Below are 24071 nucleotides of genomic sequence, written 5' to 3' on the forward strand. Positions count from 1 at the left end.
TAAAAGATACTGGAAGAGTATATCAGTCGAAGCCACGTACCGGAAAATCCGCATCCCGCTGGATCCAGTTGCGCGGCGAATACGCGGTCCGCGCATCCGTCACATGCAAGGTGAACGCATGCCGCGAGACAGGCGACCGGTTCGGCGCGCTGTAGTGCGGCAGCAGCCCATGGAAGCAGACGAGATCCCCGGCCTTGGCCTCCAGCGGCACGGCCGTGCTGTCGTCCGGCCACGGCGTGCTGTCCAGTTTTTCCATCGTGATGGCATCGCCGTCGCGGAGAAAACGCTCGCGCAGCGGGCCGCGGTGGCCGCCCGGTTCGACCCACAGGCAGCCGTTCTCGATGGTCGCGTCTTCCAGCGCGAACCAGAACGTCGTCACGCTGATCGGCGTGGAATCGAAGAACGTCGCGTCCTGGTGCCAGCGCACTTCGCCGCCGATGCCCGGCTGCTTGAAGATGTACATCGATTGCCAGATCTGCGGCTGTTCCAGGCCCAGGTCGCGCGCGGCGGCGGCCAGCTTCGCATCGTGCGTGAACGCTTTGAACACGGGGTCGAGGTCGTGCATGGCGTGGCCGATCTTGTTGATCGACAGGGCCTTGGCCTGCTTCAGCTGGCCGTCCGGGCCGAAGGCTTCCTCTTCGAAGAAACAGCGGATCGTGTTGTCCGAGCCGAGGAACCAGGCGTCGCTGGCTCTCGCCTGGTCGCGCGTCGTGAAGATGGCGCGCGATTCGGCAGGGTCGAACGCGTCGACGATCTCGCCGGCGCGTGCACGCAGGCGCGCGATCTCGTCGGCTGGTTTGAAATTCGGGATGACGATGTAGCCGTCGCGCTGGAATCGGTCGCGTTGTTCGGGAGTGAGCATGGCATGGTCCATCAACAAAACCATGCCATTGTAGATCAGGCGGCCACTGTCCACGCACCGTCCGCATACACGCGTTCGTCGTCCAGGTACACCGCATCCGTCACGACGAACACGTCGATGTGGTAACGCGCATCCTTGCGCTTGAATCCCGGTTTCGCGTACACACCGTGCTTGGCGCCCAGCGACAGATGGATGCCGCACATGCGCTCGTACGTGCCGATGTCGTCCACGCGGCGCTCGCGCGTGAAGGCGCGGTTCATGCCGAAGCCGAGTTCGCGCACCCAGACTTCGCCCTCGTCGCGGCGGATGATGTCGAGGACTTCCTGGAACGCCGGCGTGACGTTCTCGGTGCCGACCACGCGGCCCTTGTCGATGACGAGCGTGATGGGAGCGTCCGGCCGGTTGACGAGGTAAGACGTGTCGCCGAACACGTGGACTTGCGCGCGCCCGCTGACGGCTTCCAGGTCGCGCGCTTCCGTGAACACTTCGCCGATCGGGAACTGGCCGCCCACATTGCTCATCGCGCTGTAGTCGCCCACGTTCAGCTTCGCGCTTTCCAGCGGCGAGTCGAACGCGAGGACCTCGCCGCCGCCATGCACCTCGGCGCGGCGGGCGCGGTCGATGCGCGTCTTCAGCGCATGGCCCACGCCGCGGAAGTAGGCGGGATCGTAGGCCAGCGCCTCGATGTAGTGCTCGCCCTGCGCGCCCGGCATGCGCGACAGGTGCACGTGCTCGATGACCTTCAGGCCCAGCTTGAACAATTCCACGCGCAGGCGGAAGCCGTCCAGGCGGAAGTTCGTCGACTGCACGAGCACGACGAGATCCTGCGGCGCCAGCGTGCGGAACGTCGCGAGCACCTCGTCGGGGGGCACCGTGTCGAAGTCGATGAACGTGGCCTCCGGCAGGTTCGCGCGGTACGCGGCGACGAGGCCGCGGGCCAGGGGCGTGCGGGTGTCGAAGACGACCAGCGCGCGCCGCTCGGGCGTGTGTTCGAGCGCGATCGCGAGCACGTCGCGCAGGTGCGCGGTGGCGGAGTCGATGGCGGCGGCGGGCAGGGCGTCGGTGGGCGTCATGGCGTGGCTGGAGGGGGAAGACAACCCGGCATTATACGGCCTCCGCACCCTTGCGGCAGGTCACGACCTGTCCAGCTGGATTGTTGCACAGTCTGGCTGTCAGGAGCCCATCATGTTGATTCGTAAAGGAAATTTCCTAAAGCTCATTCTGGTTGGCGTGCTGCTGGTTTGTCTCTCGGCGCGTGCGGCGGCGTTGCGCGCACCGGAGACCGTGGCCGCGGAATTCTATGGCTGGTACCTGCAGACGCTCGACGCCGACCAGGATCCCCTGAGCGACCGCTACGACCGTCTGAATGCCTACGTCGCGAAGCCGCTCGTCGACCAGCTGGTGAAACGCCTGCAGGAGCAAAAGGCGGCAGCGGGCGACTACTTCCTGCAATCGCCGCGCATCCACGGCGCATGGTTGCGGGGGCGCGTGCAGGCCGTCACCCTGCGCCGCCAGGCGCGCAGCGCCGACGTTCTCGTCACCCTCGACGGCGACGGCGACGCGAAACATGAAGTGGTGCTGACGATGGTGCTGGACAACGGCACCTGGAAGATTCGCCACGTGAACCGGGCGGCACTCGATGCTGCCGAAAGTTCCATTTCCCGCGCCGCTATTTGATCCCTGAAGCACAGCCACGTGCTACTCCGTGAACAGGGCGCCGTCGGCTTGATCCCGGCGCTATGATTCCAAAACGATAACGGCCCCGAGTTTGAGCGGGCCGCGATCGATTTTGACGAATCGACGGTGGAGCGCATGGCATACCGATGGGAAACGCCGGCCAGTGTCTGGCTGGAGGATGAACGCAGCAGGCAGTTCGAGCTCGTGTCCAGCGACGGGCTGGGCCGGATCGACTGGCAGGCCGCCGCGCGCGGCCGCCTGGCCGATTGCGCGCACCTGCTCGGCGCCTCGCTGCCGCAATCCTGCGACCACGCCGCCATCTATCCCGAGGGGTTCGCGTTCTGTCCCACGTGCGGCCGCCCGCTCGAACGCCTCGGCATCGCGCCCGGGCGCCATCCCGACTGGTGGGGGCCGTATGCAGATGCGCTGCTGCCCCGGCACGTGCCGCATGGCCTGCCCGTGACGTCGCTGGCGCTGGGCGACAGCCTCGAAGAGCGGCCTCCCGCGCCGGAAGTCGGCCGCTTTGACGCCGCCATGCCGCCGCCGCCGAACGCCCATTGCGTGTTCGCAGCCGCCACCTTCGGCTTTCCCGAACAGCGCCTGCTCGCGCTGGCGCCCGGGCGGGGCGTGCTGCAGTACTGGGATCCGCTGGCGGAAGTCTGGCACGTGCTGCTGCCGGAAGAGGGCGCGGCCGATCTCGCGTTCGGTGCATCCGACTACGGCTGGCTGCCCACGTCGCACCTGCAGGTGCCCGCGCGCCGCGGCGACGTGGCGCTCGTGCCCACGGCGCGCGGCCTGTACCGCCTCGCCATCAATCCCGTCAGCGAGACCTGCCGGACGGAGGCCGTACTGGCTGCGCCGGTCGTCGCGGCGCCGGGCCTGATGCGGCGCCAGCTGGGCGTCCTCGTGCGCAATCCGGGCGGCACGCTGGGCCTGTGCGGGCTCGGCGCCGACCTGTCGCCGGGTCCGCAATTCGATTGCGGCGCGCTGCCGCTGTCCGGCTGGACGCGGCCCATCGGCTACGACGGCCAGCTGTTCTGGCTGCACGGCGAGGGCCAGCTCGCGTGGCGTCCCGGCGAGGCGCCGCGCTGGCTCGCGTGGCCGGACACGTGGCTGCCCAGCCTCGACCTCGGCGGCCCCACCCTGAGCCGCGACGGCCGTATGTGGCTGATCGGACATGACGGCCAGTCGTATTCGTTCCTCGAACTCGGGGCAGAACGAGTACAAGCGCGTCCGCAGCGTGAACCGATCGACGGCGCGCGCCTCGGCTTCGCCAATTTGCTGTTCCGGCGCGGCCATCCCGTCGTCGACGAACCGTGGTCCGGCGAGCACGTCGAAGACCAGCACGAGGACGATTCCCTCGTCCTGCCGCTGCTGCGCAGCTTCAACAACAACCGCAGCCAGCCCAGCGGGCTCGTGCTGCGCTTCCACAAATACACCGGCCGCGCCGAAGAAGCGCTGGCCAACCGCGTGATCGCCCGCACCACGGTGGAGTGGATCGGCCGGCGCAACGTGATCCTGGACGAAGTGGCGCGCCTCGCGCGGCCGCTCGAGTGCGTGCCCTTCGTCTACGCCAACCGCCTGTGGCTGCACCACCCAGACTGGAACCGGATCCGCGGCTGGAATCTGGAAGCGCCGACGTGACGGCCGCCCGCCTGTTCGTCCTGCTCCTCGCGTTGTGCGGCATCGCCCCCGCCTGGGCCGTGCCGCAAGTGGTGCTTGTGCAGAACTCCGGCTGGATGGAGCCGTTTTATTCGGACCCGACATCGCAGTTCAAGCCGCTGGTGGCGGCGCTCGCCGGCAATGTCGCGCGGCCGGGGGACGCACTCGTGCTGGCCGCATTCAACCAGTCGCTGCCCGGCGCGCCGTCGCCGCGCGCGCTGCTGTCCGAGCAGGTGACGAAAGACACGCCCGCGCACGTGCAGGCCGCGCTGGCGGGGCTGCAGACTGCCCGCAAACCCGGCGGCACGGCGCTCGCCGACACCGACCTGGGCGAGGCCGTGGAAACGACCGTCACCAACGTCCTGGGCGGGAAGGCGGGCCTCGTCTGGCTCGTGACGAACAACCGCAACAGCCCGAACAACGACCAGGCAACAAGCGAGCGCAACCGCGAGTTCTATGCGCTGATCCACAAGGGCGCCGCGATCACGAAGGCGCTCGCGTTCCCGCTGCGGATGCCCGTGCAGGGCCAGCACTACCACGCGAACGGCCTGATGGTGTACGTGTTCGCGGTCGGGCCGGAAGGCGCGCGCGCCCTCGACGCGCTGCTGGCGGCGGGCCGCGTCCAGCGCGTGATCACGGAACCGCCCGCGCGCCTGAAACCGCTCGACCGCGATACGGTGCGCCTCGTGCCGCGCAAGGTCGAGGACGCGCCCGGCGTCGAATTCTCGATGGATGCGGCCGGCCGCCTGCGCGCCGACGTGGCGCCCGACGCGCGCTCGCCCAGCGCGACGATCCAGTGGCAGCTGCAGAACACGATGTATCCGTACACGATCGCGGGCGCGACGATCTCCGCGCGCTCGATGCTCGGCGGCGAAAACCGCCCGATCGCGTTGAAGACGAATACCGTCACGCGGCTGGCGCCGGGCCGCACCGAGCCGCTCGCATCGCAGGTAGCGCTGCCCGTCGCGCAACTGCCCGGCAAATGGTCGATGGCGGCGCTGAAATCGGCCGGCTCCGCGTACGTGCTGCCGGGCCGTATCGAACTGCATCTGCAGGGCCAGCGGCTGGAACTGTCGCAGGCGTTCCGCGAGCGCATGGCGGCGCTGTTCCCGGGCGACCCGCTGCCGGACATCTTCACGCCGCCGGCCGACATCCAGGCCTCGACGGCCGTGCTGCCCGTCGAGGTGCATGTCCATTACGGCTCGGGGCCGCTCGTCGCCTTGCTGGCCGGCGGCCTCGCGCTGCTGGCGGCCGGCGCGGGCGCCGCGTATGCGTACGGCCGGCCGCGCAAGGTGCAGCTCGTCGTGGAAGACGAACTGCGCACCGTGCACACGCGGGCCGGCGCCACGCAACCGATCTACGACAAGGCGGGCAATGAAGTGGCCCGCCTGAAGACGACCTTGTTCGGCCACCAGTTGCTGGACCTGCGCGAAGGCGCGCAGGTGCGGCTCGGCCGATGAACCCACGGGAACCCACCATGCAGAACGACCAGACCAAGCCCGCCCCCGACACTGCCGGCACCGATCCAGGCTTCAAGCTGCCCGGCCAGACGGCCACCACGCCGCAGGACAGCCTGCCGAAGACGACGCCCGACACGGCCACGCAGCCCGTCGAGATCGCGCCGGGCGGCGCCACCAACACGAGCGCGGCGCCGCTGCGCGACACGGCCGGGCGCGACATGGCGATCGGCGCCGTCGCGTTCGTCGTGCTGCTGGTGATTTACTTCTTCGTGCGCAACGCCTATGTGCACCACCTCGTCGTCAAGCGCGTGGCGCCGTCGTCCGCGGGCAGCGCGGGCTGGCTGCTGTTCGTCGGCATGGGCTTCCTGTCGGCCGCCGTCGTGCTGGCGATCGTCAACGCGAGCAAATACCTGACGCCCGCCATCACCGGACCGCTGGTCGTCGTCGGCGTCGTCACGCTGGTCGCGGCCTTCTTCGTCGGCCGCCGCTGACCTTTCAAAGAGAACACCATGGCAGATTTTCCCGATCCCGCATCGCTCTCCGGTAAAGCCGAGCTCAAAGTCGACCTGCGTCCGACGCTGTTCATCGGCGCCGGCGGCACCGGCATGGAAGTCATGATGCGCATCCGCCGCCGCATCCTCGCGGCCGTGTGGAACCGCCGGCATCCGACCCGCGTCGAATCCATCGCCGACTTTCCCGTCGCGCGCTTCCTCCATTTCGACCTCGATGCGAATGCCGTCATCGACGAGGGCAAGTCGCAGCGCACCGACCCGTGGTTCGAGCTGGTCAAGCTGTCCGACGAGGAACGCCTCGTCGAACCGCTCGACCTGCCGCAGTACCACGAGTCGGACGACAGTCTCGCGCGCTTCCCGCTGATCGAAAACTGGATGCCGCTGCGCCCGAAGAAACTGCGCTCGCTGGGCATCGACCCGTCCAAGGGCGCGGGCCAGATCCGCGCGCTGGCGCGCTTGTACCTGTTCGACAAATATCCGAAGCTGCGCGGCCGCATCAAGGGCGCGCTGAATTTCCTGAGCAGTAACGCGGGCATCGAGCGCAAGGAGAATTACCAGCGTCTCGGCCTGCAGGTCGACACGTCGAAATTCCGTATCGTCGTCATCGCGTCGAACGCGGGCGGCACGGGTGCCGGCAGCGCCATCGACCTTGGCTGGATCGCCAAGGCCGTCGCGCGCCAGGAAGTGTCGGACAGCCAGGTCGACCTCGTGATGTTCCTGCCGTCCGGCTACGCGAAGGCGAACAAGGAGCGCACGGAGGCGAACGCGTACGCCACGCTGATGGAGCTGGAGACAGGCATGCGCGACATGAACGCGCGCGTGCAGTGGATGGAGCCGGACAGCATCGTCGGCCGTGGCACGCCGTTCGACGATGTGTACTTCGTCGACACCGCGAACCTCGCGAACAAGGCGACGCAGGACGTGAAGGACGTGTACCAGATGGTGGCCGACACACTGTTCGAGGACTTCGCGTCGGCCGATTTCGCCAACCGCAAGCGTTCCGTCGCCGTCAACCAGCAGCAGCACAAGCTCGGGCCGTACAACCCGCGCGTGCCGGAGCAGCGGTTCGGCGACATGCGCCTGTCGTACTCCAAGGTCTATTCCGCGTTCGGCCAGTCCGTGCTGGACACGCAGCAAAGCCTGCGCGAAGACATCCGCGCGTATGAACTGGCGGCGCTGATGGTGAAGGCGTTCTTCGGCCTCGTCGCGGCCGATGGGAGTGTCGCCCGGCGTGCCACCGACCAGGAACGCGACGCCTTCATGCGCGAGCAGATGGGCATGGCCGAGCACCCGTTCGCGGAATTCCCCGATTTTAAAAAGGGCACCGTCGACGTCACGCCGTTCCCGGAATATGCGCTGACCGACATGCTCCTGCTGGACAAGGACCAGCGCTCGCTGCTGGAGCGCGTCGAGAGCAAGGTGCAGCTGGAGATGGACCGCATCATGGCCTCGTACGACCTGAAACTGTGGCGCGAGAAGGTCGTCGAGCTGCTGCCGAACCTGGAGCGCGACGCCATCCGCGAGGCCGGCGCCACGGCCGAGACGAGCGAGGACCGCATCAAGCGGCATACGGGCGAGCTGCTCGCGCAACTGCGCCTGAACGTGCGCGGCCGGCTGTACATGCTGCTGGACGACCGCAAGCAGGGCGGCCTCGAATTCGTGCTGTCGCTGCTGGAGCAGGTGAAGGCGCGGCTCGCGCAGCGCGACCTGGCGAATGTGCAGCGCAACGGCAAGCGTTACCGCGACGTGCGCGACGCCCTGCGCACGCGCCAGGTCGAGGAATCGCTGAACCACCTGACGCAGGCCGCGGGCCGGCTGTTCGGCAAGGATGCGCAGGCGAGAGAGATCATGAACCACCTGAAGCGCGACATCGCCGACTACCTGCGCTTCCACCTGCTCGCGGTCGCGGCGGGACAATCCATCGAGGTGATGCAAAGCCTGTCGGCGTGGCTGGGCGAACCGCAGGCGCCGGACGAACACGGCCAGGTGCGCTGGAGCGGCGTCGCCGGCGAATTCCAGGAAGGACGGCGCAACGTGGGCGCGATGCTGGCTGCCGTCGACCAGCGCATCGGCCAGCTCCGTGCCGACGCGCGCCAGGAACACGCCACCTACATCAAGCTGGCGAGCGACGTGCTGCCGGAACCCGTCCGGCTGACGGGCGACGTGAGCGCGTGGAGTGAAGAGGTGCTGCTGGAATTCGGCGGCTCCGCGCGCCTGTTCCCGCAACTGGGCGACGAGAGACTGCGTTCCGATCTCTTGCTGAAACTGTTCCGGCGCGCGCAGCTGCAGCTGTCGGGCGAGCAGGCCGTCGCCGAGCTGCCGGACCCGCTCGTGGAACGCCTGGGCGCGATGTCGCCGCAGGAGCGCCATCGCATCTTCTCCGAGTGGATCAAGAGCGCCATGCCGTGGATTAACGCGCGCTTCTCGGCCGAGTTCACGCCCAGCGCGGACCAGTTCAAGTGCTTCATCGGCGTGGGCGACCCGGCCGCGTGGCGCAGGCTGGAAGGGGAAATCCGCGCCGCCGTGCCCACCGGCTTCTTCCACGGCGACCTCGTGTCCGTCGTGAACACGGGCGTGCCGGGGCGGGCCGTGTGCTACATCGAGCTGTCCGGCTACCCGATGACGGTGCTGCGCGGCCTGCCGACGTGGCGCGCCAGCTACCAGATCGAAAACCCGAAGATCCCGACGCACCTGCACTTCGATTCGACGCGTTTCCGCCACCCGATCTCGCCGTCGATGGACGAGCTGAATCGCCTGGCCGACGACTACGAATTCTTCCTGGCCGCCGTCGCGCTGGGCGTCCTGCGCCGCAAGCAGGACGCGGGCGACCGCGAGGCCGCGTTCCAGCCGCGCGGGCAATACCTGTTCGAGGTCGAGCAGGGCTCGGGCGAATGGCTCCAGATCGGCAACGAGTACGCGATCCGCTCGAACGGCCTGCCGCCGTACTACCGCGAACAGGTGATCGCGGCGACGCGCCAGCGCCTGGCCGCGATGGGCCCGCACCAGCTGGCGCTGCTGGCCGCGCTGATGCGTCATTATCAGTTGCGCGTGTACGAACCGAAGCTGGAAGTGGATGAGACGGGCGCGCAACTGCCGTCGCCGTCGCTGCCGTACATCACGGCGCGGCGCCTGTACGACCAGTGGATGCGGCGCGCCGCCGGCATCGACCCGGCGCTGTCGCCAGCGCAGGTGGAAGCGGCGCTCGCGCAGCTTGACACGTGGACGGAGACCGTGCCCGATTCCGCGTCCGACGCGTACGCGTGGGAAGTCGAGCGGCCCACCGACAAGCGCGTGATCCGGCCCGAGTTCCTGTCCGCCGACGCGCGCGCCGCGCAGGCGCTGGAACGGCGCGCAGCTGCGCCTGTCATGCCGTCCGCGCAGTACGCGCCGGCCGCGCCGACCGTCGTCGCGCCGACACCCGGCGCGCCGGAGGGAGTGTCTGCACCGAGCCTCGGACCGGCCGCGTACGTCGTGGGTGCGACGCCGATCCCCGCGCGCTACAAGCTGTTCGTCGGCGGCGTGCAGCGCGGACCGTTCGCGCTGGACGAAGTCGTGCAGCAGCTGACGCGCGGCGAGATCGACACGGGCACGCGCATCTGGAACATGCAGTGGAATCCGCGCGCGGACAAGTGGAAGACCGTGGCCGACATCCCGGAACTGATGGCGGCCGCCGGCGCCACGATCCCCGATCCGGACGACGACGGCATCCCGGACCCGGAATAAGGACGCACCGTGCAGGACGAAGCCATCTACCGCTGCATCAACACCGCCTGCGCACGCGGCATGCCGCGCCGCGTGCAGTATTGCCCGTATTGCGGGACGGCCCAGCAGGCAGGCGCACCGCCGCCACCGCAGGACGATGGACGCGTACGTCGCGTTGCCGCCGATAACGTTACAACTGCCGCTGCCGCGACAGCCGGGGCGGAGGCCGTCGCCGGATTGTCGGGCTGGTCGGATGCGCCGGATACCGTGCAGGAGGTGCCACGGCCACCGCCGCCGCCGCCGAAGCCGACGCCGTCCGCGACGGCCTTCGGCCACGGCGGCCGCCCGGTCGAGGCCAATACCGCGCCGCCGCCGGAGCGGGGCCGCGGCATCCCGTGGTCGCCGCACCCGACGCCGCCACCTGCGCCGGCACCGGCGGGCCGCCAGCCGATCCGCCTGCGCTGGTGGATCGTCGCGCTGGCCGTGCTATGGGGCGTGTGGCTGTGGGCCAAGCCGTCGGCGAAGAAAATCGACAAGCGCATCGACGGCGCCATCGCGCTCGCGCAGGCCTGCCAGGGCAAGCAGGCGCAGGCCGAGCTGATCGCGCTGCGCAGCAGCCGCGCCACGCCGCAGCAGCTGGAACGCCTGCAGCGCGAACTGAACGAGGCGTCCAGCGCGTGCACGCGCAAGCGCCAGCGTGCGAGCGCGTGGGCGGAGGCGCGCGGCCCGATCGAATCTTCGCTGGAATCGGGCAGCGTCGAGCGGGCGCGCACGCGCCTGCAGGCGTTCACGAAGCGCTGGGGCGAGGACGACAACACGCGCGCGCTCAAGGCGCGCATCGATGCCGCGCGCGCCGAGCATCCGCTGGCTATTCCGCCAGACGCGTAAAACCGTCGTCGCTCCAGGCTTCGCTGCCCACGCCGTGGCGCACGAAGAACAGGCCGTCCGGATCGTACCTGCGCTTGACCTGCGCGAGCCGCGGATAGTTGGCGCCCCAGAAGGCGTCCTGCCAGCCGGCCTGGAAGTAATCGCTTTCGGAGACGTACGCACCGGCCCGCGGCGCCACCGCGAGCAGCGCGTCCATCGCCCGGCCGATCGCCTGCGCGCGGGCGCGCCCGCGGACCGTATCGACGGCGCCGCCGGGCATGCCGGGGAAGCGCGGCCCGTCGCCGCCCGCGATGATCGCCAGCGCGAACGCGTCCAGCACGGCGGGGTTGGTCGCGGTGGCGCGCGCCGCGTCGATGTCCGCCTGCGGCGCGCCGGCCAGGCCCTTGTTGAAGTGCAGGCCCACGCTCCAGTGCCGGCTCGCCTGGAACAGCGCGTCGGCAAGGCCGGCCTGGCGTGTCGGATCGAGCAGCCCGGCCGGCAGCCACGCCGACTTGTAGCCGTGGATGAACCAGCCCTCCTGGTCCGTGTCGCCTTTCCAGATCACGTGATGCGCGGGCGCGCCCGGACGCGGGTCGGCGACCATGAAGCCGGGCGCGTGTTCGCGGAAGAACGCCGCGTCCCACATATGCCGTGCGGGCAGGGCCAGCACCTGGAACGGCTTCTCGAACGAGCAGCCGGGATGCGCGCGCAGCCAGTCGAGCAGCGGCGCCCACGTGCGTGCGGCGCCGGCTTCGTCGAGGTCCTGGAACACCATCGAGACGTCGACGGTGTTGTCGCCGTGGATGCCGATCTGTTCGCCCCAGTGAGGATTGAACAGGTCCTTCGCATAGAACTCGACCAGCTTGCCGACCAGCGCGCGGAACGCGGCATCGTCGGCCGCGCGCACCTTGCAGAAGACGGCGCCGAACGTGGCCGGCAGCTCGCGCGTGCGCAAGGTGAGGCGCGTGACGATGCCCACGCTGCCGCCACCGCCGCCTTTCAATGCCCAGAACAGGTCCGCGTTCGTGCAGGCGTTGGCGATGCGGACCTGACCGTCGGCCGTCACGACTTCCGCCTCCAGCAGGCCGGCCGCCGCCGTGCCGTAGCGCTTGGAAAAGCTGCCGAAGCCGCCGCTCTGCACGAGCCCCGCCACGCCGACGGTGGTGCAGCCGCCGCCCTGGACATAGCGACCGGCGCGCGTCGTCACCGCATCGTAGGCGTCGATCCACATGGCGCCCGCGCCCACCGTGACGGCCGGCTGCGGCGCCGTCCCGCAGTTGTGCGCGACGAACGCGGGTTCCAACCGCACGTCGTTCATGTGCCGGGTCCAGACGAGCAGCGAATCGGGCGCGTCGGACGTGCCCTGGTAACTGTGGCCGCCGCCCTTGACGACGAGGCGCAGGTCGTGGGTGCGCGCGAAGTTCACGGCCGCGACGACGTCGGCCGGCGTGTGCGCTGCGACGGCGTACGCGCTGGGCTGCGAGGACCAGGCGTCCAGCCAGCCGCTCGTGTGCGTGAAGTTCGGCTGGTCGCCCATCTCGAAACCGTTTTTCAGCCGCGCCAGCGCGGCCGCGCAGGCCGGCGCATCCGCACCGGCGGCGCAGCCGGCGAACGGCGCGTCGAGCTTGACGAGCCGGCCGCCCACGCTGCGTTTCAGGTCGTCCCACGCGGCGGCGGATGGCCACAGGGGATCGCCCGGCCGCACGCGCCGGCGCAGCGGTGCGGCGGTCGTGACGCCTGCGAATGCGAACGGCAGCGTCGCCGCGGCCTTGAGAAGGAATCGTCGTTTCACGGTGTCTCCTGACTGGATCGAATGCCGGTCAGGCTACGCCGGCGTGCACGCGCGGGCGAGCGGAATGTGGCGAACCGGGAGACGGCCGGGGCGAACCGGACGTCAGGCCGCCGCTTTCGGCAACCCGAACACAAGGTCGAACGCCCAGTTGAACGCGAAGCTGTAGAGGACGAAGAACACGACGAGGCCGATGTCGAGCAGGAAGGCGTCGACGAGCGACGTGTCCAGCGCCCACGCGAACATCGGGACGATGGCGAGCACGAGACCGCCCTCGAAGCCGATGGCGTGGACGACGCGGCGCAGCAGGCTGCGGCCGCGCTTGGCCTGGCGCGCTTCCCACGCTTCGAACAAGGTGTTGTAGACGAGGTTCCAGGCGACGGCCGTCGCCGACGCGAGGACGGCGGCGATGCCGGCGGCGCCCGCGTCGTGGTCGGCGAGGCCGGCCAGGCCGGCCGTCGTGCTCGCGATGGCGATGGCTTCGTACAGTGTGACGTAGACGATCTTGCGTTTGATGCCTTGCATGGTTTTGCTCTTTCCAATCTCGATGGCGTAAGGATATGTCGGTCAAGTTGATGTATAAAGCCAGAATCTTTCAACTTTATTGACAGATCATGGCATTCACCAGCGACAGCGTGCGCATCTTCCTGGCCGTGCTCGACCACGGCTCCTTCTCGGCGGCGGCCCGCGCGCTGGGACGTGTGCCGTCGGCCGTCAGCATGGCCATCGCCCAGCTCGAAGCGGAACTGGATCTGATCCTGTTCGACCGGTCGGGACGCGACCCGCGCCCGACGGACGACGCGCGGGCGCTGGAGCCGCGCGCGCGCCACGTCGCCAGCGAAATGCGGCGGCTGCAGGCGGATGCGCTCGCGCTGCACGGCGGGCTGGAACGGCGGTTGACATTGGCCGTCGTGCCGGAACTGATCGCGGGCCGCTGGAGCGCGCCGCTGGCCGTGCTGGCGCGCGAATTCCCGTCGCTCGAAGTGGAAGTGCTGTCGGCGCCGCAGGCGGACGCGCTGCGCCTGCTGCACGACGGGAGCGTGCAGCTTGCCCTCGTGTTCGAGCGCGAGCGGCTGGACGACCGCGAGGCGTTCCAGGAAGTGGGCAGCGAACTGCTCGTCGCGGTAGTGGCGCCCGGCCATCCGTTGCTGACGGGCGGCGCGCCGCGGCTGGAAGACCTGATCGACCAGCGCCAGGTCGTCGTCGCGGGCCGCGATGGCGCGGGCAGGGATCCGCGCTTCGTGCACGCGCGCGACGTGTGGCGCGTCGACAGCTACCTCGCCACCCTGAACCTCGTGCAGGCGGGCCTCGGCTGGGCATATCTTCCGCGCGCGCTCGCGCAGCCGCTGGTGGCGGCCGGGAGCCTCGTGGAGATCGGCTTCGACAACATCAGCAACGCGCTGCGTCTGTGGGTCGACGTCGTGTGGTCGCGCGAGCGGCCGCTGGGCCTCGGTGCGCGGCGCTACGTGGACCTGATGCGCGAGGACTGGCGGATGTCATAGCGGGGTCATATTGCGTCCTTATCGTGTTGCGATTTCAATCACGCACGAAGGGACACACAGATGATCGGATCGAACGGCCGGACCCTCGGCGCCGTCGCAGTGGCCAGCCTGCTCGCCGGCTGCAGCGCCACGCATATCGACGAAGCGACGAAGGACGACTACGTGAAATACGCGTGGGTCGTGATGGGCGACGGCGGCAAGCCGGTCGCGCGCGCGGCCACGACGTACGGCACGTGCCCCGTGATCACGGTCGACGGCGCCGACACGCGCATGACCCTGCGCGCCGCCGCCGGCACGCCGGCGCAGCGCACGACCGCCAGCGCCGCCGCCGACTCGAAACCGTCCGCGTTCCCGCTCAACGTGTGCGAAGCGGCCGTGGCGGCGGATGCGAAAGAGGCGCACGTCGGCAGCAGGACGCTGCCGCTGCCGAAGGCGGCGCCGCAACGCATCGTCATCCTGGCCGACACGGGCTGCCGTTTGAAAAAGGCCGACAACGCCTGGCAGTCGTGCAACGACGCCGACGCGTGGCCGCTCGCGCAGATCGCCGCCACGGCCGCGAAGCTGCGGCCGGACCTCGTCATGCACATCGGCGATTACCATTACCGCGAAAACGCCTGCCCGTCCGACATCGCCGGCTGCAAGGACAGCCCGTGGGGCTATGGCTGGGACACATGGGAGGCGGACCTGTTCAAGCCGGCCGCGCCGCTGCTGGCTGCGGCGCCGTGGATCGTCGTGCGCGGCAACCACGAGGAATGCGCGCGCGCCGGCCAGGGCTGGTTCCGCCTGCTCGACACGCAGGCCTACAGCTCGAAGCGCACCTGCGACGATCCGGCCAATGACGCCGCCGCCAACTACACCGCGCCATATGCCGTGCCGCTGGGCGGCGACACGCAGGTGATCGTGTTCGATTCCGCCAAGGCCGGCAAGGCGGCGCTCGCGACGAACGATCCGCAATTCCTCGCGTACCAGGACGAATTCAGGACGGTCGCCCAGCTGGCCGGCAAGGCGAAGACGACGAGCCTGTTCGTCAACCACCACCCGATTCTCGGCTACGCGCCGATCGCGGGCGGCGCGCCGGCGGGCGGCAATGCGGCGCTGCTGTCGGTGATGCGGCAGCTGAACGCGACCGCGTATTATCCGGCCGGCGTATCGCTCGCGATCCACGGCCACGTGCACGACTTCCAGGCGATCAGCTTCGCATCCAATCATCCAGCCACGTTCGTGAGCGGGAACGGCGGCGACAACCTCGACGTCGCGCTGCCCGACCCGTTCCCGGCCGACCTGCCGCCGGCGCCGGGCGTGACGGTCGACCGCATCACGCACGGCAATACGTTCGGCTTCATGCTGATGGAACGCGCGGGCAGCGGCTGGACGTACAGGGCCTACACGAAGACGGGCACCTTGATGGCCACGTGCGCGCTGGCCAACAACCGCCTCAATTGCGACAGGGCGGGCTTCCTTGCTGGGTAAGTCATTCATCGTCGCAAGCGTGCTGGCGGCATCCACCGCATTCGCCGGCACGCCGCAACTGCCCGCGATGCCCGGCGTGGCCGGCCCGTTCTCGCCCGCGCCCGCGCGCGTGGCGCTGGGCCGGCAGGTGTTCTTCGACACGCGCCTGTCCGAACCGGCCGGCACGAGCTGCGCAAGCTGCCACGATCCCGCGCAGGGTTTCGCGGGCAACCACGGCTCGCGTATCGGCGTGGCGCTGGGCAGCAGGCCGGACCTCGTCGGCAGGCGCAACGTGCCGTCCGCACTGTACGCCGCGTACGTGCCGCCGCTGTTCTTCTACCAGGACGACGACGCACTCGCGCCCACGCCGTTCGGCGGCCTGTTCACGGACGGCCGCGTGGACACCGTCGCGGAACTGGTGCGCCATCCGCTGCTCGATCCGCTCGAGATGCACAACCGGAGCGAGGCCGACATCGCCCGCAAGCTGCGCGCCGCGCCGTACGCGAACGGTTTCAGACAGGCCTTCGGCCCGGCCGTATTCAGGACGACGGCCAGCACCCTGGCCGCCCTCGGCGCCGCGATGGACGCCTTCCTGCAAAGCCGTGACATGTCGCCGTTCTCGTCGCGCTACGACGCCTGGGTGCAGGGAAAGGCGACACTCACGCCGCAGGAACTGCGCGGGCTAAAACTGTTCAAGGACTCGGACCGCGGCAACTGCGCGAGCTGCCACAAGTTCAACGAGACGTCGACCAACCCGGCCCGCTCGCTGTTCACGGACTTCGGCTACGACGCCATCGGCGTGCCGCGCAACCGCGCCATTCCCGCCAACCGCGACCCGCGCCATTTCGACGAGGGCCTGTGCGCGACGGGGCGTGCAAAAGGTTGGAAAGAGCCCGAGCAGTGGTGCGGCTACTTCCGCACGCCGAGCCTGCGCAACGTGGCCGCGCGCGAGCGCTACATGCACAACGGCGTCTTCTCCGACCTGCGCGACGCCGTCGCGTTCTACGCCACCCGCTCGATCGAGCCCGAACGCTGGTACAAGGACGGGCGCCAGTTCGACGACGTGGCCCCGCGCCACCGCGGCAACGTCAACGTGGCCACGATGCCGTACAACCGCCGCAAGGGGATGAAGCCGGCGCTCGACGATGCGGACATCGACGCCATCGTCGCGTTCCTGCGCACGCTGACGGATGCGCCGTTCGAAGCGTCCGCCGCGGCGCGTGGTGCAGGTGTATATTCGGCAACAAAGGAGGGTGCAAGATGAATCGGATATCCATCATCGGCGCGCTGCTGGCGGGCTGTCTCCTGGCGGCGTGCAACCGTGGCACGGACGGCGTGGGCCCTGCCCAGCAGGCCGGCAAGGCCATCGACGACGCGGGCGCGCGGGCGCAGGCGAAGGTCGACGCGGCCGGCGCGCGCGTGCAGGAAAAGCTCGACCACGTGAACGAGAAGATCGACCGGATCAACGAGAAGGTGGAGGACAAGGTCCAGACCCAGGTCCAGAAAGCCGACCAGGCCGTGCGCGAGGCGCGCGAAGGCGCGAAGGAGGCGACGGAACGGGTCGGGGAGAAGGTGGAACAGGCCGGGGAGAAGATGCAGCAGGCGGCGAAGTGACCTGAACCGTCGTTCCCGCGGAAGCGGGAACCCATACCGAGCAACCGGATTCGGTACGCCGGAAATTGATGCCGGGCTTCGGAGACTCGGCATGGATCCCCGCTTTCGCGAGGACGACGAGGTTCAAGACGCCATTCGTAATTCCGGCACGTGCCCCGTCACGATAGCCAAGTCCACGAGCCCCGCGCGCCATGCCTTTTCGATGTCGTTCTCGACCTCGTCCAGCGCCGCCGGATCGAGGCCGGACACGCCGCGCACGCCGTACGCGCGGTTGCGGCCGTGGCCCTTGGCGAGGTACAGCGCCATGTCGACGATGTTGATCGCGCGTTCCCAAGAAATGGGAGTGCCCGGCACGAGCGGGAACGGCGCGAAGCCGATCGATACGTTCACCGACAGGCGCGTGCCCTGGTAGTCGATCGTGCGTGCCGGGATGCCGGCCAGCAGGCGGCGCGCCACCTCGTCCAGGCTGTTCCTCGGCACGGCCGGCAGGAAGGCGAGGAATTCCTCGCCGCCCCAGCGCACGATCATGTCGGTCTCGCGCAGGATCTCGCGCAGCGCTTCCGCGATCTCGCGCAGCACGGCGTCGCCGGCGCCGTGGCCGTACGTGTCGTTGATGTGCTTGAAGTGGTCGACGTCGAGCAGGAACATCGCGCTGACCATGTCCTCGCCGCTCGTGCCCGCACCCCGGCGCCCGATGTCCTGGTGCGAACGCATGAATTCCTGGAAGTGGCGGCGGTTGTACAGCGCCGTCAGCGGGTCGCGCGCGCTCTGCTGCTTGAGTTCATGGTTCTTGACCTCGAGCTGGGCGTTGGCGTGCCGCACCTTGCGGTACAGGATGCCGACGATGACCGACGCGAGCGCGAACACGAGCGCCAGCAGCCACCAGATGCGCTGCTGCAGCCGGCGGTTGTCGATTTCGGTCGACTTGACCTGGTTTTCCTGGCGCAGCATCTCGATCTGGCGCTGGCGCTTGTCGGCCTCGTATTTTTCCTGCAGCTCCATCATCGCCTTCTGGCGGCGCGTCTCGAACAATTCGTTCGACAGCGCGCGCTCGCGGTGATACGCGGCCAGCGCGCCGGGCAGGTCGCCGGCGCGTTCCAGCGCATCGCCGTATTCGACGAGGACACCCTGCTGGTCGGGCTTGTTGCCGGAGCGCTGGTACCAGTCCATGCCCTGCTCGATGTGCTTCTTGCCCTCGGCCAGGCGGCCCATGCCGAGATAGGCCTGGCCCACGTTGACGCGGGCCGTGGCGGCGAGGGCGTCGTCGTGCAGCTTCTGCGCCTGCTCCAGCGCCTGCTGGGCGTACGCGAGCGCGCGGCGCCAGTCCTGCTGCTTCAGGTACGAGTCGGCCAGGTTGACGAGCGTATTGGCGATCATCGCGTCGGCGCCGATGCGGCGTTCCAGCGCGAGCGCCGACAGCAGGGCCGTCGTGCCCCGTCCCATGTCGCCGCTGTTGGCGGCAAGGATGTATTCCGTCGTCTTGAAGATCGCCAGGCGGCCCGGCGAATCGATCGCCTCCGCCAGCTGTTCCGCTTCGCCGATCGCCTCGAACCCCTTGTCGAATTCGCGCATCTGGTTGTACAGGTAGGCCAGCGACTTGAGCGCGACGGCGATCTGCAGCTTGTTGCCGCTCTGGCGCGCGAGCGTCACGGCGCCCTGCATCTTGGTCAGCGCGACGGGGAAGTTGCCTTCCTCGGCGAACGATTCGCCCGAGGAGATCTGCACGAGGATGCGCAGGTCGACGTCGGTGCTGGCGGCGGCGAGGCGTTCGGCTTCCCACACCAGCTGGTGCGACTGGCTCATTTCGTTCAGGCCGAACAGGGCATACGCCTTGGAGAGCAGGGCGCGCGCGACGAGGCTGTCGTCGTGCACCTGGCGGCCCAGTTGCAGTGCCTGTTCGCACAGCTGGACGGCTTCCACGTGCTTGCCGAGGCGGTGGCTCAGGTCGCAGGACAGCGTGAGCAGGCGGGCGTATTCGGCGGGCGTACGGCGCGCCTGGGCGTCCAGGCCGGCCAGCAGCGGCACCGCGCGCTGGGGCGTGACGCGGATGATTTCCCCGAGTTCGGCAAAGCGCGCACGCACAGGCTCTTCCGGCACATCGGCGGCCAGCGTGCTTCCGGAAACGACCAATAGCAGAGCCAGCAGCGCACGGCTGCGGCGGTGCTGCGCTGCACGGTATAGACCTGCCAACATGCCTCCCCGAGGAAGTGTAGTCCCTTAATTTAGGACATCTGCGTACGCGATTATAGGCTCTTGCAATTGAGAAAGATCAATTAATGGAACGATTGTGCCTAAAAAATACAGGTTTCGTATCCAAAAAGCCGCGCCGTAACAAAAATAGTGTTTAACTAACAAAGTTTCTACGGCGTCAACGATATCGAGGAAGCAAAGGGCGTGGTCAAACGCTCAGTTGTTGCAGCAGATACAGCCGCTGGTAGAGGCCGCCTTCAATGCGCATCAAGTCGTCGTGGCTGCCCGATTCGCTGATACGGCCGTGGTTCAGCACGACGATGCGGTCGGCGTCGCGGATCGTCGACAGCCGGTGCGCGATGGCGATGATCGTGACCTGGCCGCGCAACTCGTCCAGCGCCTGCTGCACGATCTGCTCCGTCTGGCTGTCGATGCGCGACGTGGCCTCGTCCAGCAGCAGGATGCGCGGCCGGCCGGCGAGGGCGCGCGCGATCGCGATCAGCTGCTTCTGGCCGGACGACAGGCGCGAGCCGCCTTCGCCCAGCGGCGTGTCGTAGCCCTGTTCCAGCCGCGCGATGAACTCGTGCGCATGCGCGGCGCGCGCGGCCGCCTCGATGGCTGCCTGCGACAGGCCGCGGCCCATGTCGATGTTCTCGCGTGCCGACGCCGCCAGCAGGAACGGATCCTGCGGCACGAGGCCGACCTCCGCGCGGAAGCGCTCGTTGCCGATCGTCGCCAGCGGTTCGCCGAACAGGGTGATGGTGCCGTGCTCGACATTGTAGTAGCGCAGCAGCAGCGACAGCAGCGTCGACTTGCCGCTGCCCGTGTGGCCGACGATGCCGAAGAACGCGCCCTGCGGGATGTCCAGCGACAGGTCGTGCAGCACGGTCTGGCCTGCCGCGTAGCCGAAGGAGAGGTCGCGCACGCGCACGGCGGGGACGTCGGCCGCCACGGGCTTGCGTGCGGACGTGACGCGGCCGGCCTGGTGCTCCGCGGCGCCCGCTTCGTCGAGCAGCGCGGCCACGCGCGCCGTGGCGACGACGGCCTGCTGCAGGCCCGAGAACTGCATCGTGATCTGGATGAGCGGTTCCACGACGCGCGCGATGTAGCTGATGAACGCGTACAGCACGCCCACTTCGACGGCATTCATGCTGCGCTGGCCGAAGCTGTAGATGACGACGGCCAGCAGGACCACGTTGAGGAAATCGAGCGCGGGCCGCAGCAGGAAGGCGTTGGCGCGCAGCTCGGCCACGCGGGCCGTGTAGTGCTGGTCGTTGGTGTGGGCGAAGCGCTGGCCGAAGCGGTGCTGCGCATTGTTCGCCTGCAGCACGCTCATGCCGCCGATGGATTCCGCCATCTGGCCGTTGATGTCGCTGCGCAGCGCGCGCGCGCGCGTGACCGCCGGCGCGGACAGCCGCTGGTACAGCCACACGATGCCCAGCACGGCCGGCACGAGCGCCAGCACGATCACCATCAGGCGCCAGTCCAGCCACGCCATCGCGATGGACGTGCCGACGAGGACGATGCTGGAATCGAGGATCACGAACAACACCTGGATGTACAGGGTTTTCACCGCCTCGGTGTCGTTGGTGACGCGGCTCACGAGCTGGCCCGTGATGGCGCGGTCGAAGAACGCCATCGGCAGGCGCAGCACGTGGCCGTAGACCCATTCGCGCAGGCGCTGCACGGCGCGCATCGCCATGCCGGACAGGCGCACGAGCTGCAAAAAGCGCAGCCACGACGCGGCCATGCCCGTGACGACGACGCCGGCCAGCAGCCACCCCATGCGCGTCCAGTCCAGGTGGTGCGGCAGCAGGTGGTCGTCGATCAGCTTCTTGCCCAACAGGGGGGCGACCACTTCCAGGCCGGCCGCGAGGATCAGCCATAGCGTGGCCCAGCCGAGGTGGGCGCGGTCCGGATGGGCGGCGCGGCGCAGCAGGCTTGCCGCCTGGCGCGCCTGCGCCGCAGTCACACTCTTGATCGCGCTCTTTTTGACGTCTTCAGATGGCATCGAGGCTGGCCTCCAGTTGCTGGTAGCGCCACTGGCTGGCATACCAGCCGTCCAGGGCGAGCAGTTCGTCGTGCGTGCCGCGCTCCACGATGCGGCCTTCGCGCAGCACGACGATCAGGTCCGCGTTCACGACGGCCGACAGGCGGTGGCTCGCGATGATGGCCGACAGTTCCGGGCGTTCGCGGCGCACGTCGTTCAAATGGTCGAGGATGTTCGTTTCCGTGCCCGTGTCGACGGCGGACAGCGCGTCGTCGAGCAGCAGCAGGGCGCTGTCGGCCAGCAGCGCGCGCGCGATCGCCACGCGCTGGCGCTGCCCGCCCGACAGCGTGATGCCCTTTTCGCCGACGGGCGTGTCGTAGCCGTCCGGGAAACGGAGGATGTCGTCGTGGATCGCGGCCATCTTCGCCGCCTGCTCGATCTCCGCGCGCGCTGCGCCCGGGCGGCCGAGGGCGATGTTTTCCGCGATCGACGCGGAGAACAGGAACGATTCCTGCGGCACCCAGCTGATGTGCGCGCGGAGGGTCGCGAGCGTGTATTCGTCGAGTGCATGGCCGCCCCACGTGACACGGCCGTGCTGCGGCGTGGCCTGGCGCAGCAGCACGCGCAGCAAGGTGGATTTGCCCGCGCCCGTGGCGCCCACGAGGCCCAGCGTCTTGCCCGGTTCCAGGCGCAGCGAGACGTCGTCCAGCGCGGGGCGCACGTCGTCGCTGTAATGGAAGCGGACGTGGTCCAGCACGAGCGGCCCGCGCGCGAGCGTCTCCAGCGTCCCGCGGTCGTCGACGGTCAGCGGCGCATCGAGCAGCGGCTGCAGGCGCGCGAGGGCGGCGCGTCCGCGCTCGATCAGCGACAGCACCCAGCCCGCGGCGAACATCGGCCAGATCAGCTGGCCGAGGTACATGGTAAAACTGGTGAGGCTGCCGATCGTGATCTGGCCCTGCCACACGAGATAGCCGCCGAGGCCCAGCGTGAGGCCGGTGGCGGCGGTGAGCGTGAGGCCGACGGCCGGTTCATACGCCGCTTCCCATTTCTGCGCCGCGAGGCTCGCGTCGGCGGCGCGCGCGGCCAGTTGCGCGAACTGGTCGGCGCTGCGCTGTTCCAGGCCGAGGGCGCGCAGGGTGCGCACGCCGGACAGCGTCTCCTGCACGTGGTCGTTCAGCGCGGAGAAGCGCTTCAGCGAATCCGTGGACGCCGTGTGGATGTGGCTCGAGATGCGCCAGAACGCCAGCGCCATCAACGGGAACGGCAGCAGGGCGATCGTCGTCAGGCGCCAGTCCACGCCGAGGAACATGATGCCCAGCACCATGACGAGCGTGAGCGTGCCGTCGAAGCCGGCCAGCATCGCTTCGCCGGCCGCCTGCTCGATGGCGTCGATGTCGTTGGTGCCGAGTGCCATCAGGTCGCCCGTGCGCTGGCGCTGGAAGAAGGCGGGGCCTTGCGCGGACAGGCGGTCGTACAACTTCGTGCGCAGTTCCACGCCGAGCCGGTACGACGCGGAATACAGGCGCAGGCGCCATGCCACGCGCAGGCCGTAGATCGCGAGGCCGAGGCCGAGCAGTTGCGCGATCTGGATGAGCAGGTCATGGCCGCCGAGGCGGTGCGCGGCGAGACCGTCGATCATCGCGCCGACCTTGCGCGGTACGAGCACGGTGCACAGCGCCACGCCGAACAGCATCACCGCCGATGACGCATAGGAACGCCAGTGCCGGCGCACGAAGCCGCCGATCAGCTTTGCCAAACCCATTGAAGATCCTGTTCTTGTTGTTGGTGAGTGAAAAAAGAAAAAGCGGGCCAAGGCCCGCTAATTTACTAGTTTTACAGCACCTTTGCAGATGCCGTGCCGCCGTTACTTCTTGCGCTGCGAGCGCGAGGTCTTGCCGCCGTGGGTCACGACGCGCAGCGGCGGCGTGCTCTCGGTCGGCGTGACGATCGGCAGTTCCACGTGCGGACCGGCTTCCAGCGGCACGGTCGATGCGACCGGATGCTCGGCGGCGGCCGGTTTCGGCGCGACCTTGTTCAGCGCTTTCGCGAGCGGCTTGGCCCTGGCGGACGGCACCTCGTCGGCGATGGCCGTTTCGACCGGATCGGCGGCCGGCGCTTCCGGTTGCGCGGACACCGCCTCGGTCACGGTGGTCGTGAGCGGTTCGGCTGCCTGCGGCTCGGTCTGCGGCTCGGCCTGCGGCGGCGCCGCTTCTTCGGCGCGGCTGATGGCCTGGGTGCCCGCGTCCAGCGCCGCTTCGGCCATGGCGCAACCGGTATCGACGGCGGCGCTGACGATCTCGCTGTTCACCGTGGCCGCGTCGGCCGTCGCGATGGCTGCCTGTTCCATGAACTGCGACACGGACGTCGGGATATTCGCAGTGGGGGCGGGCACCAGCTGCAGCGGCTGCTGCGTGCTCCAGCCGCGCTCGTGCGTGCCGGCGGCAATGCCCAGCAGCTCGCGGCCGTAGGAAAAGAATTGCTGCCACTGGCCCTGGGCCGTGGTGCCGATGGCCAGGAAATCACGCGGGTTGGTAATTTCGAGCAATTGCTTGAAGGTTCCCGTAGCTTGTTCGACCGACGCGCGGGAGGTCTTCATGTTGAGCGCAATCAGCTGTTCGGCGCTGTCGAGTGCGCGCTGGCTCAATGCCCGGAACACGTCGAGCTGTGCTTCCCATTGGGACTTGCGGACGGCGGACAACTGTTCGGAGAATGAAGTCATCTGGGTTCCTTGTCTTTCAGGTTGTAACCATTCGGTTTATGACGCACTGCAATAAGTCTAGTGTAAAGGGGTTCAT

The 24071-nt window shown here is 68.7% G+C and carries 18 protein-coding genes; 10 read left to right on the forward strand and 8 right to left on the reverse strand.

The annotated features are described in order from the left end of the window. Window positions 1-22 precede the first annotated feature (22 nt). The gene (locus ACEN9H_RS03200; protein ID WP_413673758.1) at window positions 23-862 is read right to left on the reverse strand and encodes a phytanoyl-CoA dioxygenase family protein; all 840 of its coding nucleotides are present in this window, start codon (window positions 860-862) and stop codon (window positions 23-25) included. A 35-nt stretch (window positions 863-897) separates the two neighbouring features. Continuing rightward, window positions 898-1935, reverse strand: coding sequence for a hypothetical protein (locus tag ACEN9H_RS03205; protein ID WP_413673759.1), 1038 nt, complete (start codon window positions 1933-1935; stop codon window positions 898-900). A gap of 112 nt (window positions 1936-2047) precedes the next feature. Here ACEN9H_RS03205 and ACEN9H_RS03210 point away from each other — a divergent pair, with 112 nt between their 5' ends. The 6 genes from ACEN9H_RS03210 to ACEN9H_RS03235 all read left to right on the forward strand — a co-directional run bounded on the left by ACEN9H_RS03210 (window position 2048) and on the right by ACEN9H_RS03235 (window position 10763). Next, window positions 2048-2539, forward strand: coding sequence for a DUF3828 domain-containing protein (locus ACEN9H_RS03210; RefSeq protein ID WP_160409246.1), 492 nt, complete (start codon window positions 2048-2050; stop codon window positions 2537-2539). 135 nt (window positions 2540-2674) lie between these two features. Beyond that, entirely contained in the window at window positions 2675-4183 is a 1509-nt protein-coding gene (locus tag ACEN9H_RS03215) for a hypothetical protein (protein ID WP_413673760.1), read from the forward strand. After that, window positions 4180-5661: a hypothetical protein gene (locus ACEN9H_RS03220; RefSeq protein WP_413673761.1), complete on the forward strand. Its 1482-nt coding sequence runs from the start codon at window positions 4180-4182 to the stop codon at window positions 5659-5661. The genes ACEN9H_RS03215 and ACEN9H_RS03220 overlap by 4 nt, the downstream gene beginning before the upstream one ends. Before the next feature lie 17 nt (window positions 5662-5678). Then, entirely contained in the window at window positions 5679-6152 is a 474-nt protein-coding gene (locus ACEN9H_RS03225; RefSeq protein ID WP_056130470.1) for a hypothetical protein, read from the forward strand. Between the two features lie 18 nt (window positions 6153-6170). Beyond that, a complete protein-coding gene (locus ACEN9H_RS03230; RefSeq protein ID WP_413673762.1) occupies window positions 6171-9896 on the forward strand; it encodes a tubulin-like doman-containing protein in 3726 nt (1241 codons plus the stop codon). A gap of 9 nt (window positions 9897-9905) precedes the next feature. Next, on the forward strand, window positions 9906-10763 hold the full coding sequence (locus tag ACEN9H_RS03235) for a hypothetical protein (RefSeq protein ID WP_413673763.1): 858 nt from the start codon (window positions 9906-9908) through the stop codon (window positions 10761-10763). Here the strand turns inward: ACEN9H_RS03235 and ACEN9H_RS03240 are convergent. Beyond that, the gene (locus tag ACEN9H_RS03240) at window positions 10744-12534 is read right to left on the reverse strand and encodes an FAD-dependent oxidoreductase (RefSeq protein ID WP_413673764.1); all 1791 of its coding nucleotides are present in this window, start codon (window positions 12532-12534) and stop codon (window positions 10744-10746) included. The two genes, ACEN9H_RS03235 and ACEN9H_RS03240, sit on opposite strands and share 20 nt — an antisense overlap. A gap of 102 nt (window positions 12535-12636) precedes the next feature. Beyond that, a complete protein-coding gene (locus tag ACEN9H_RS03245; RefSeq protein WP_056130482.1) occupies window positions 12637-13056 on the reverse strand; it encodes a PACE efflux transporter in 420 nt (139 codons plus the stop codon). Between the two features lie 89 nt (window positions 13057-13145). On the opposite strand from ACEN9H_RS03245, the gene ACEN9H_RS03250 reads away from it, so the two are divergent. Genes ACEN9H_RS03250 through ACEN9H_RS03265 form a run of 4 tightly spaced genes read left to right on the forward strand, consistent with a single transcriptional unit; the run spans window position 13146 to window position 17096 of the window. Continuing rightward, window positions 13146-14033: a LysR family transcriptional regulator gene (locus tag ACEN9H_RS03250; protein WP_413673765.1), complete on the forward strand. Its 888-nt coding sequence runs from the start codon at window positions 13146-13148 to the stop codon at window positions 14031-14033. A 60-nt stretch (window positions 14034-14093) separates the two neighbouring features. Then, window positions 14094-15503 carry a metallophosphoesterase family protein gene (locus ACEN9H_RS03255; RefSeq protein WP_413673766.1) on the forward strand — a complete coding sequence of 470 codons (1410 nt, stop codon included), beginning with the start codon at window positions 14094-14096 and terminating at the stop codon, window positions 15501-15503. Next, complete coding sequence (locus ACEN9H_RS03260; protein ID WP_413673767.1) at window positions 15493-16746, forward strand: cytochrome-c peroxidase; 1254 nt, start codon at window positions 15493-15495, stop codon at window positions 16744-16746. Before ACEN9H_RS03255 ends, ACEN9H_RS03260 begins: the two co-directional genes overlap by 11 nt. Next, a complete protein-coding gene (locus ACEN9H_RS03265) occupies window positions 16743-17096 on the forward strand; it encodes a hypothetical protein (RefSeq protein ID WP_413673768.1) in 354 nt (117 codons plus the stop codon). Before ACEN9H_RS03260 ends, ACEN9H_RS03265 begins: the two co-directional genes overlap by 4 nt. 123 nt (window positions 17097-17219) lie before the next feature. Here the strand turns inward: ACEN9H_RS03265 and ACEN9H_RS03270 are convergent, their stop codons facing one another. The 4 genes from ACEN9H_RS03270 to ACEN9H_RS03285 all read right to left on the reverse strand — a co-directional run bounded on the left by ACEN9H_RS03270 (window position 17220) and on the right by ACEN9H_RS03285 (window position 23995). Continuing rightward, on the reverse strand, window positions 17220-19289 hold the full coding sequence (locus tag ACEN9H_RS03270) for a diguanylate cyclase (protein ID WP_413673769.1): 2070 nt from the start codon (window positions 19287-19289) through the stop codon (window positions 17220-17222). Between the two features lie 205 nt (window positions 19290-19494). Continuing rightward, window positions 19495-21297, reverse strand: a complete 1803-nt coding sequence (locus ACEN9H_RS03275) for an ABC transporter ATP-binding protein (RefSeq protein WP_413673770.1) — start codon at window positions 21295-21297, stop codon at window positions 19495-19497. Beyond that, on the reverse strand, window positions 21287-23038 hold the full coding sequence (locus tag ACEN9H_RS03280; RefSeq protein WP_413673771.1) for an ABC transporter ATP-binding protein: 1752 nt from the start codon (window positions 23036-23038) through the stop codon (window positions 21287-21289). Before ACEN9H_RS03280 ends, ACEN9H_RS03275 begins: the two co-directional genes overlap by 11 nt. A gap of 102 nt (window positions 23039-23140) precedes the next feature. Beyond that, window positions 23141-23995 (reverse strand): phasin family protein, encoded by an 855-nt coding sequence (locus tag ACEN9H_RS03285; protein ID WP_413673772.1) that lies wholly within the window; start codon window positions 23993-23995, stop codon window positions 23141-23143. Window positions 23996-24071 lie beyond the last annotated feature (76 nt).

Origin of the sequence: Massilia cellulosiltytica (assembly GCF_047325105.1) — a bacterium.
Lineage (GTDB): Bacteria > Pseudomonadota > Gammaproteobacteria > Burkholderiales > Burkholderiaceae_D > Telluria > Telluria orientalis.

Coding starts and splice junctions, on each gene's coding strand:
- ACEN9H_RS03200 (WP_413673758.1), bottom strand. CDS start 862: ATGCTCACTCCCGAACAACGCGACCGATTCCAGCGCGACGGCTACATC.
- ACEN9H_RS03205 (WP_413673759.1), bottom strand. CDS start 1,935: ATGACGCCCACCGACGCCCTGCCCGCCGCCGCCATCGACTCCGCCACC.
- ACEN9H_RS03210 (WP_160409246.1), top strand. CDS start 2,048: ATGTTGATTCGTAAAGGAAATTTCCTAAAGCTCATTCTGGTTGGCGTG.
- ACEN9H_RS03215 (WP_413673760.1), top strand. CDS start 2,675: ATGGCATACCGATGGGAAACGCCGGCCAGTGTCTGGCTGGAGGATGAA.
- ACEN9H_RS03225 (WP_056130470.1), top strand. CDS start 5,679: ATGCAGAACGACCAGACCAAGCCCGCCCCCGACACTGCCGGCACCGAT.
- ACEN9H_RS03230 (WP_413673762.1), top strand. CDS start 6,171: ATGGCAGATTTTCCCGATCCCGCATCGCTCTCCGGTAAAGCCGAGCTC.
- ACEN9H_RS03245 (WP_056130482.1), bottom strand. CDS start 13,056: ATGCAAGGCATCAAACGCAAGATCGTCTACGTCACACTGTACGAAGCC.
- ACEN9H_RS03250 (WP_413673765.1), top strand. CDS start 13,146: ATGGCATTCACCAGCGACAGCGTGCGCATCTTCCTGGCCGTGCTCGAC.
- ACEN9H_RS03255 (WP_413673766.1), top strand. CDS start 14,094: ATGATCGGATCGAACGGCCGGACCCTCGGCGCCGTCGCAGTGGCCAGC.
- ACEN9H_RS03265 (WP_413673768.1), top strand. CDS start 16,743: ATGAATCGGATATCCATCATCGGCGCGCTGCTGGCGGGCTGTCTCCTG.
- ACEN9H_RS03270 (WP_413673769.1), bottom strand. CDS start 19,289: ATGTTGGCAGGTCTATACCGTGCAGCGCAGCACCGCCGCAGCCGTGCG.
- ACEN9H_RS03275 (WP_413673770.1), bottom strand. CDS start 21,297: ATGCCATCTGAAGACGTCAAAAAGAGCGCGATCAAGAGTGTGACTGCG.
- ACEN9H_RS03280 (WP_413673771.1), bottom strand. CDS start 23,038: ATGGGTTTGGCAAAGCTGATCGGCGGCTTCGTGCGCCGGCACTGGCGT.
- ACEN9H_RS03285 (WP_413673772.1), bottom strand. CDS start 23,995: ATGACTTCATTCTCCGAACAGTTGTCCGCCGTCCGCAAGTCCCAATGG.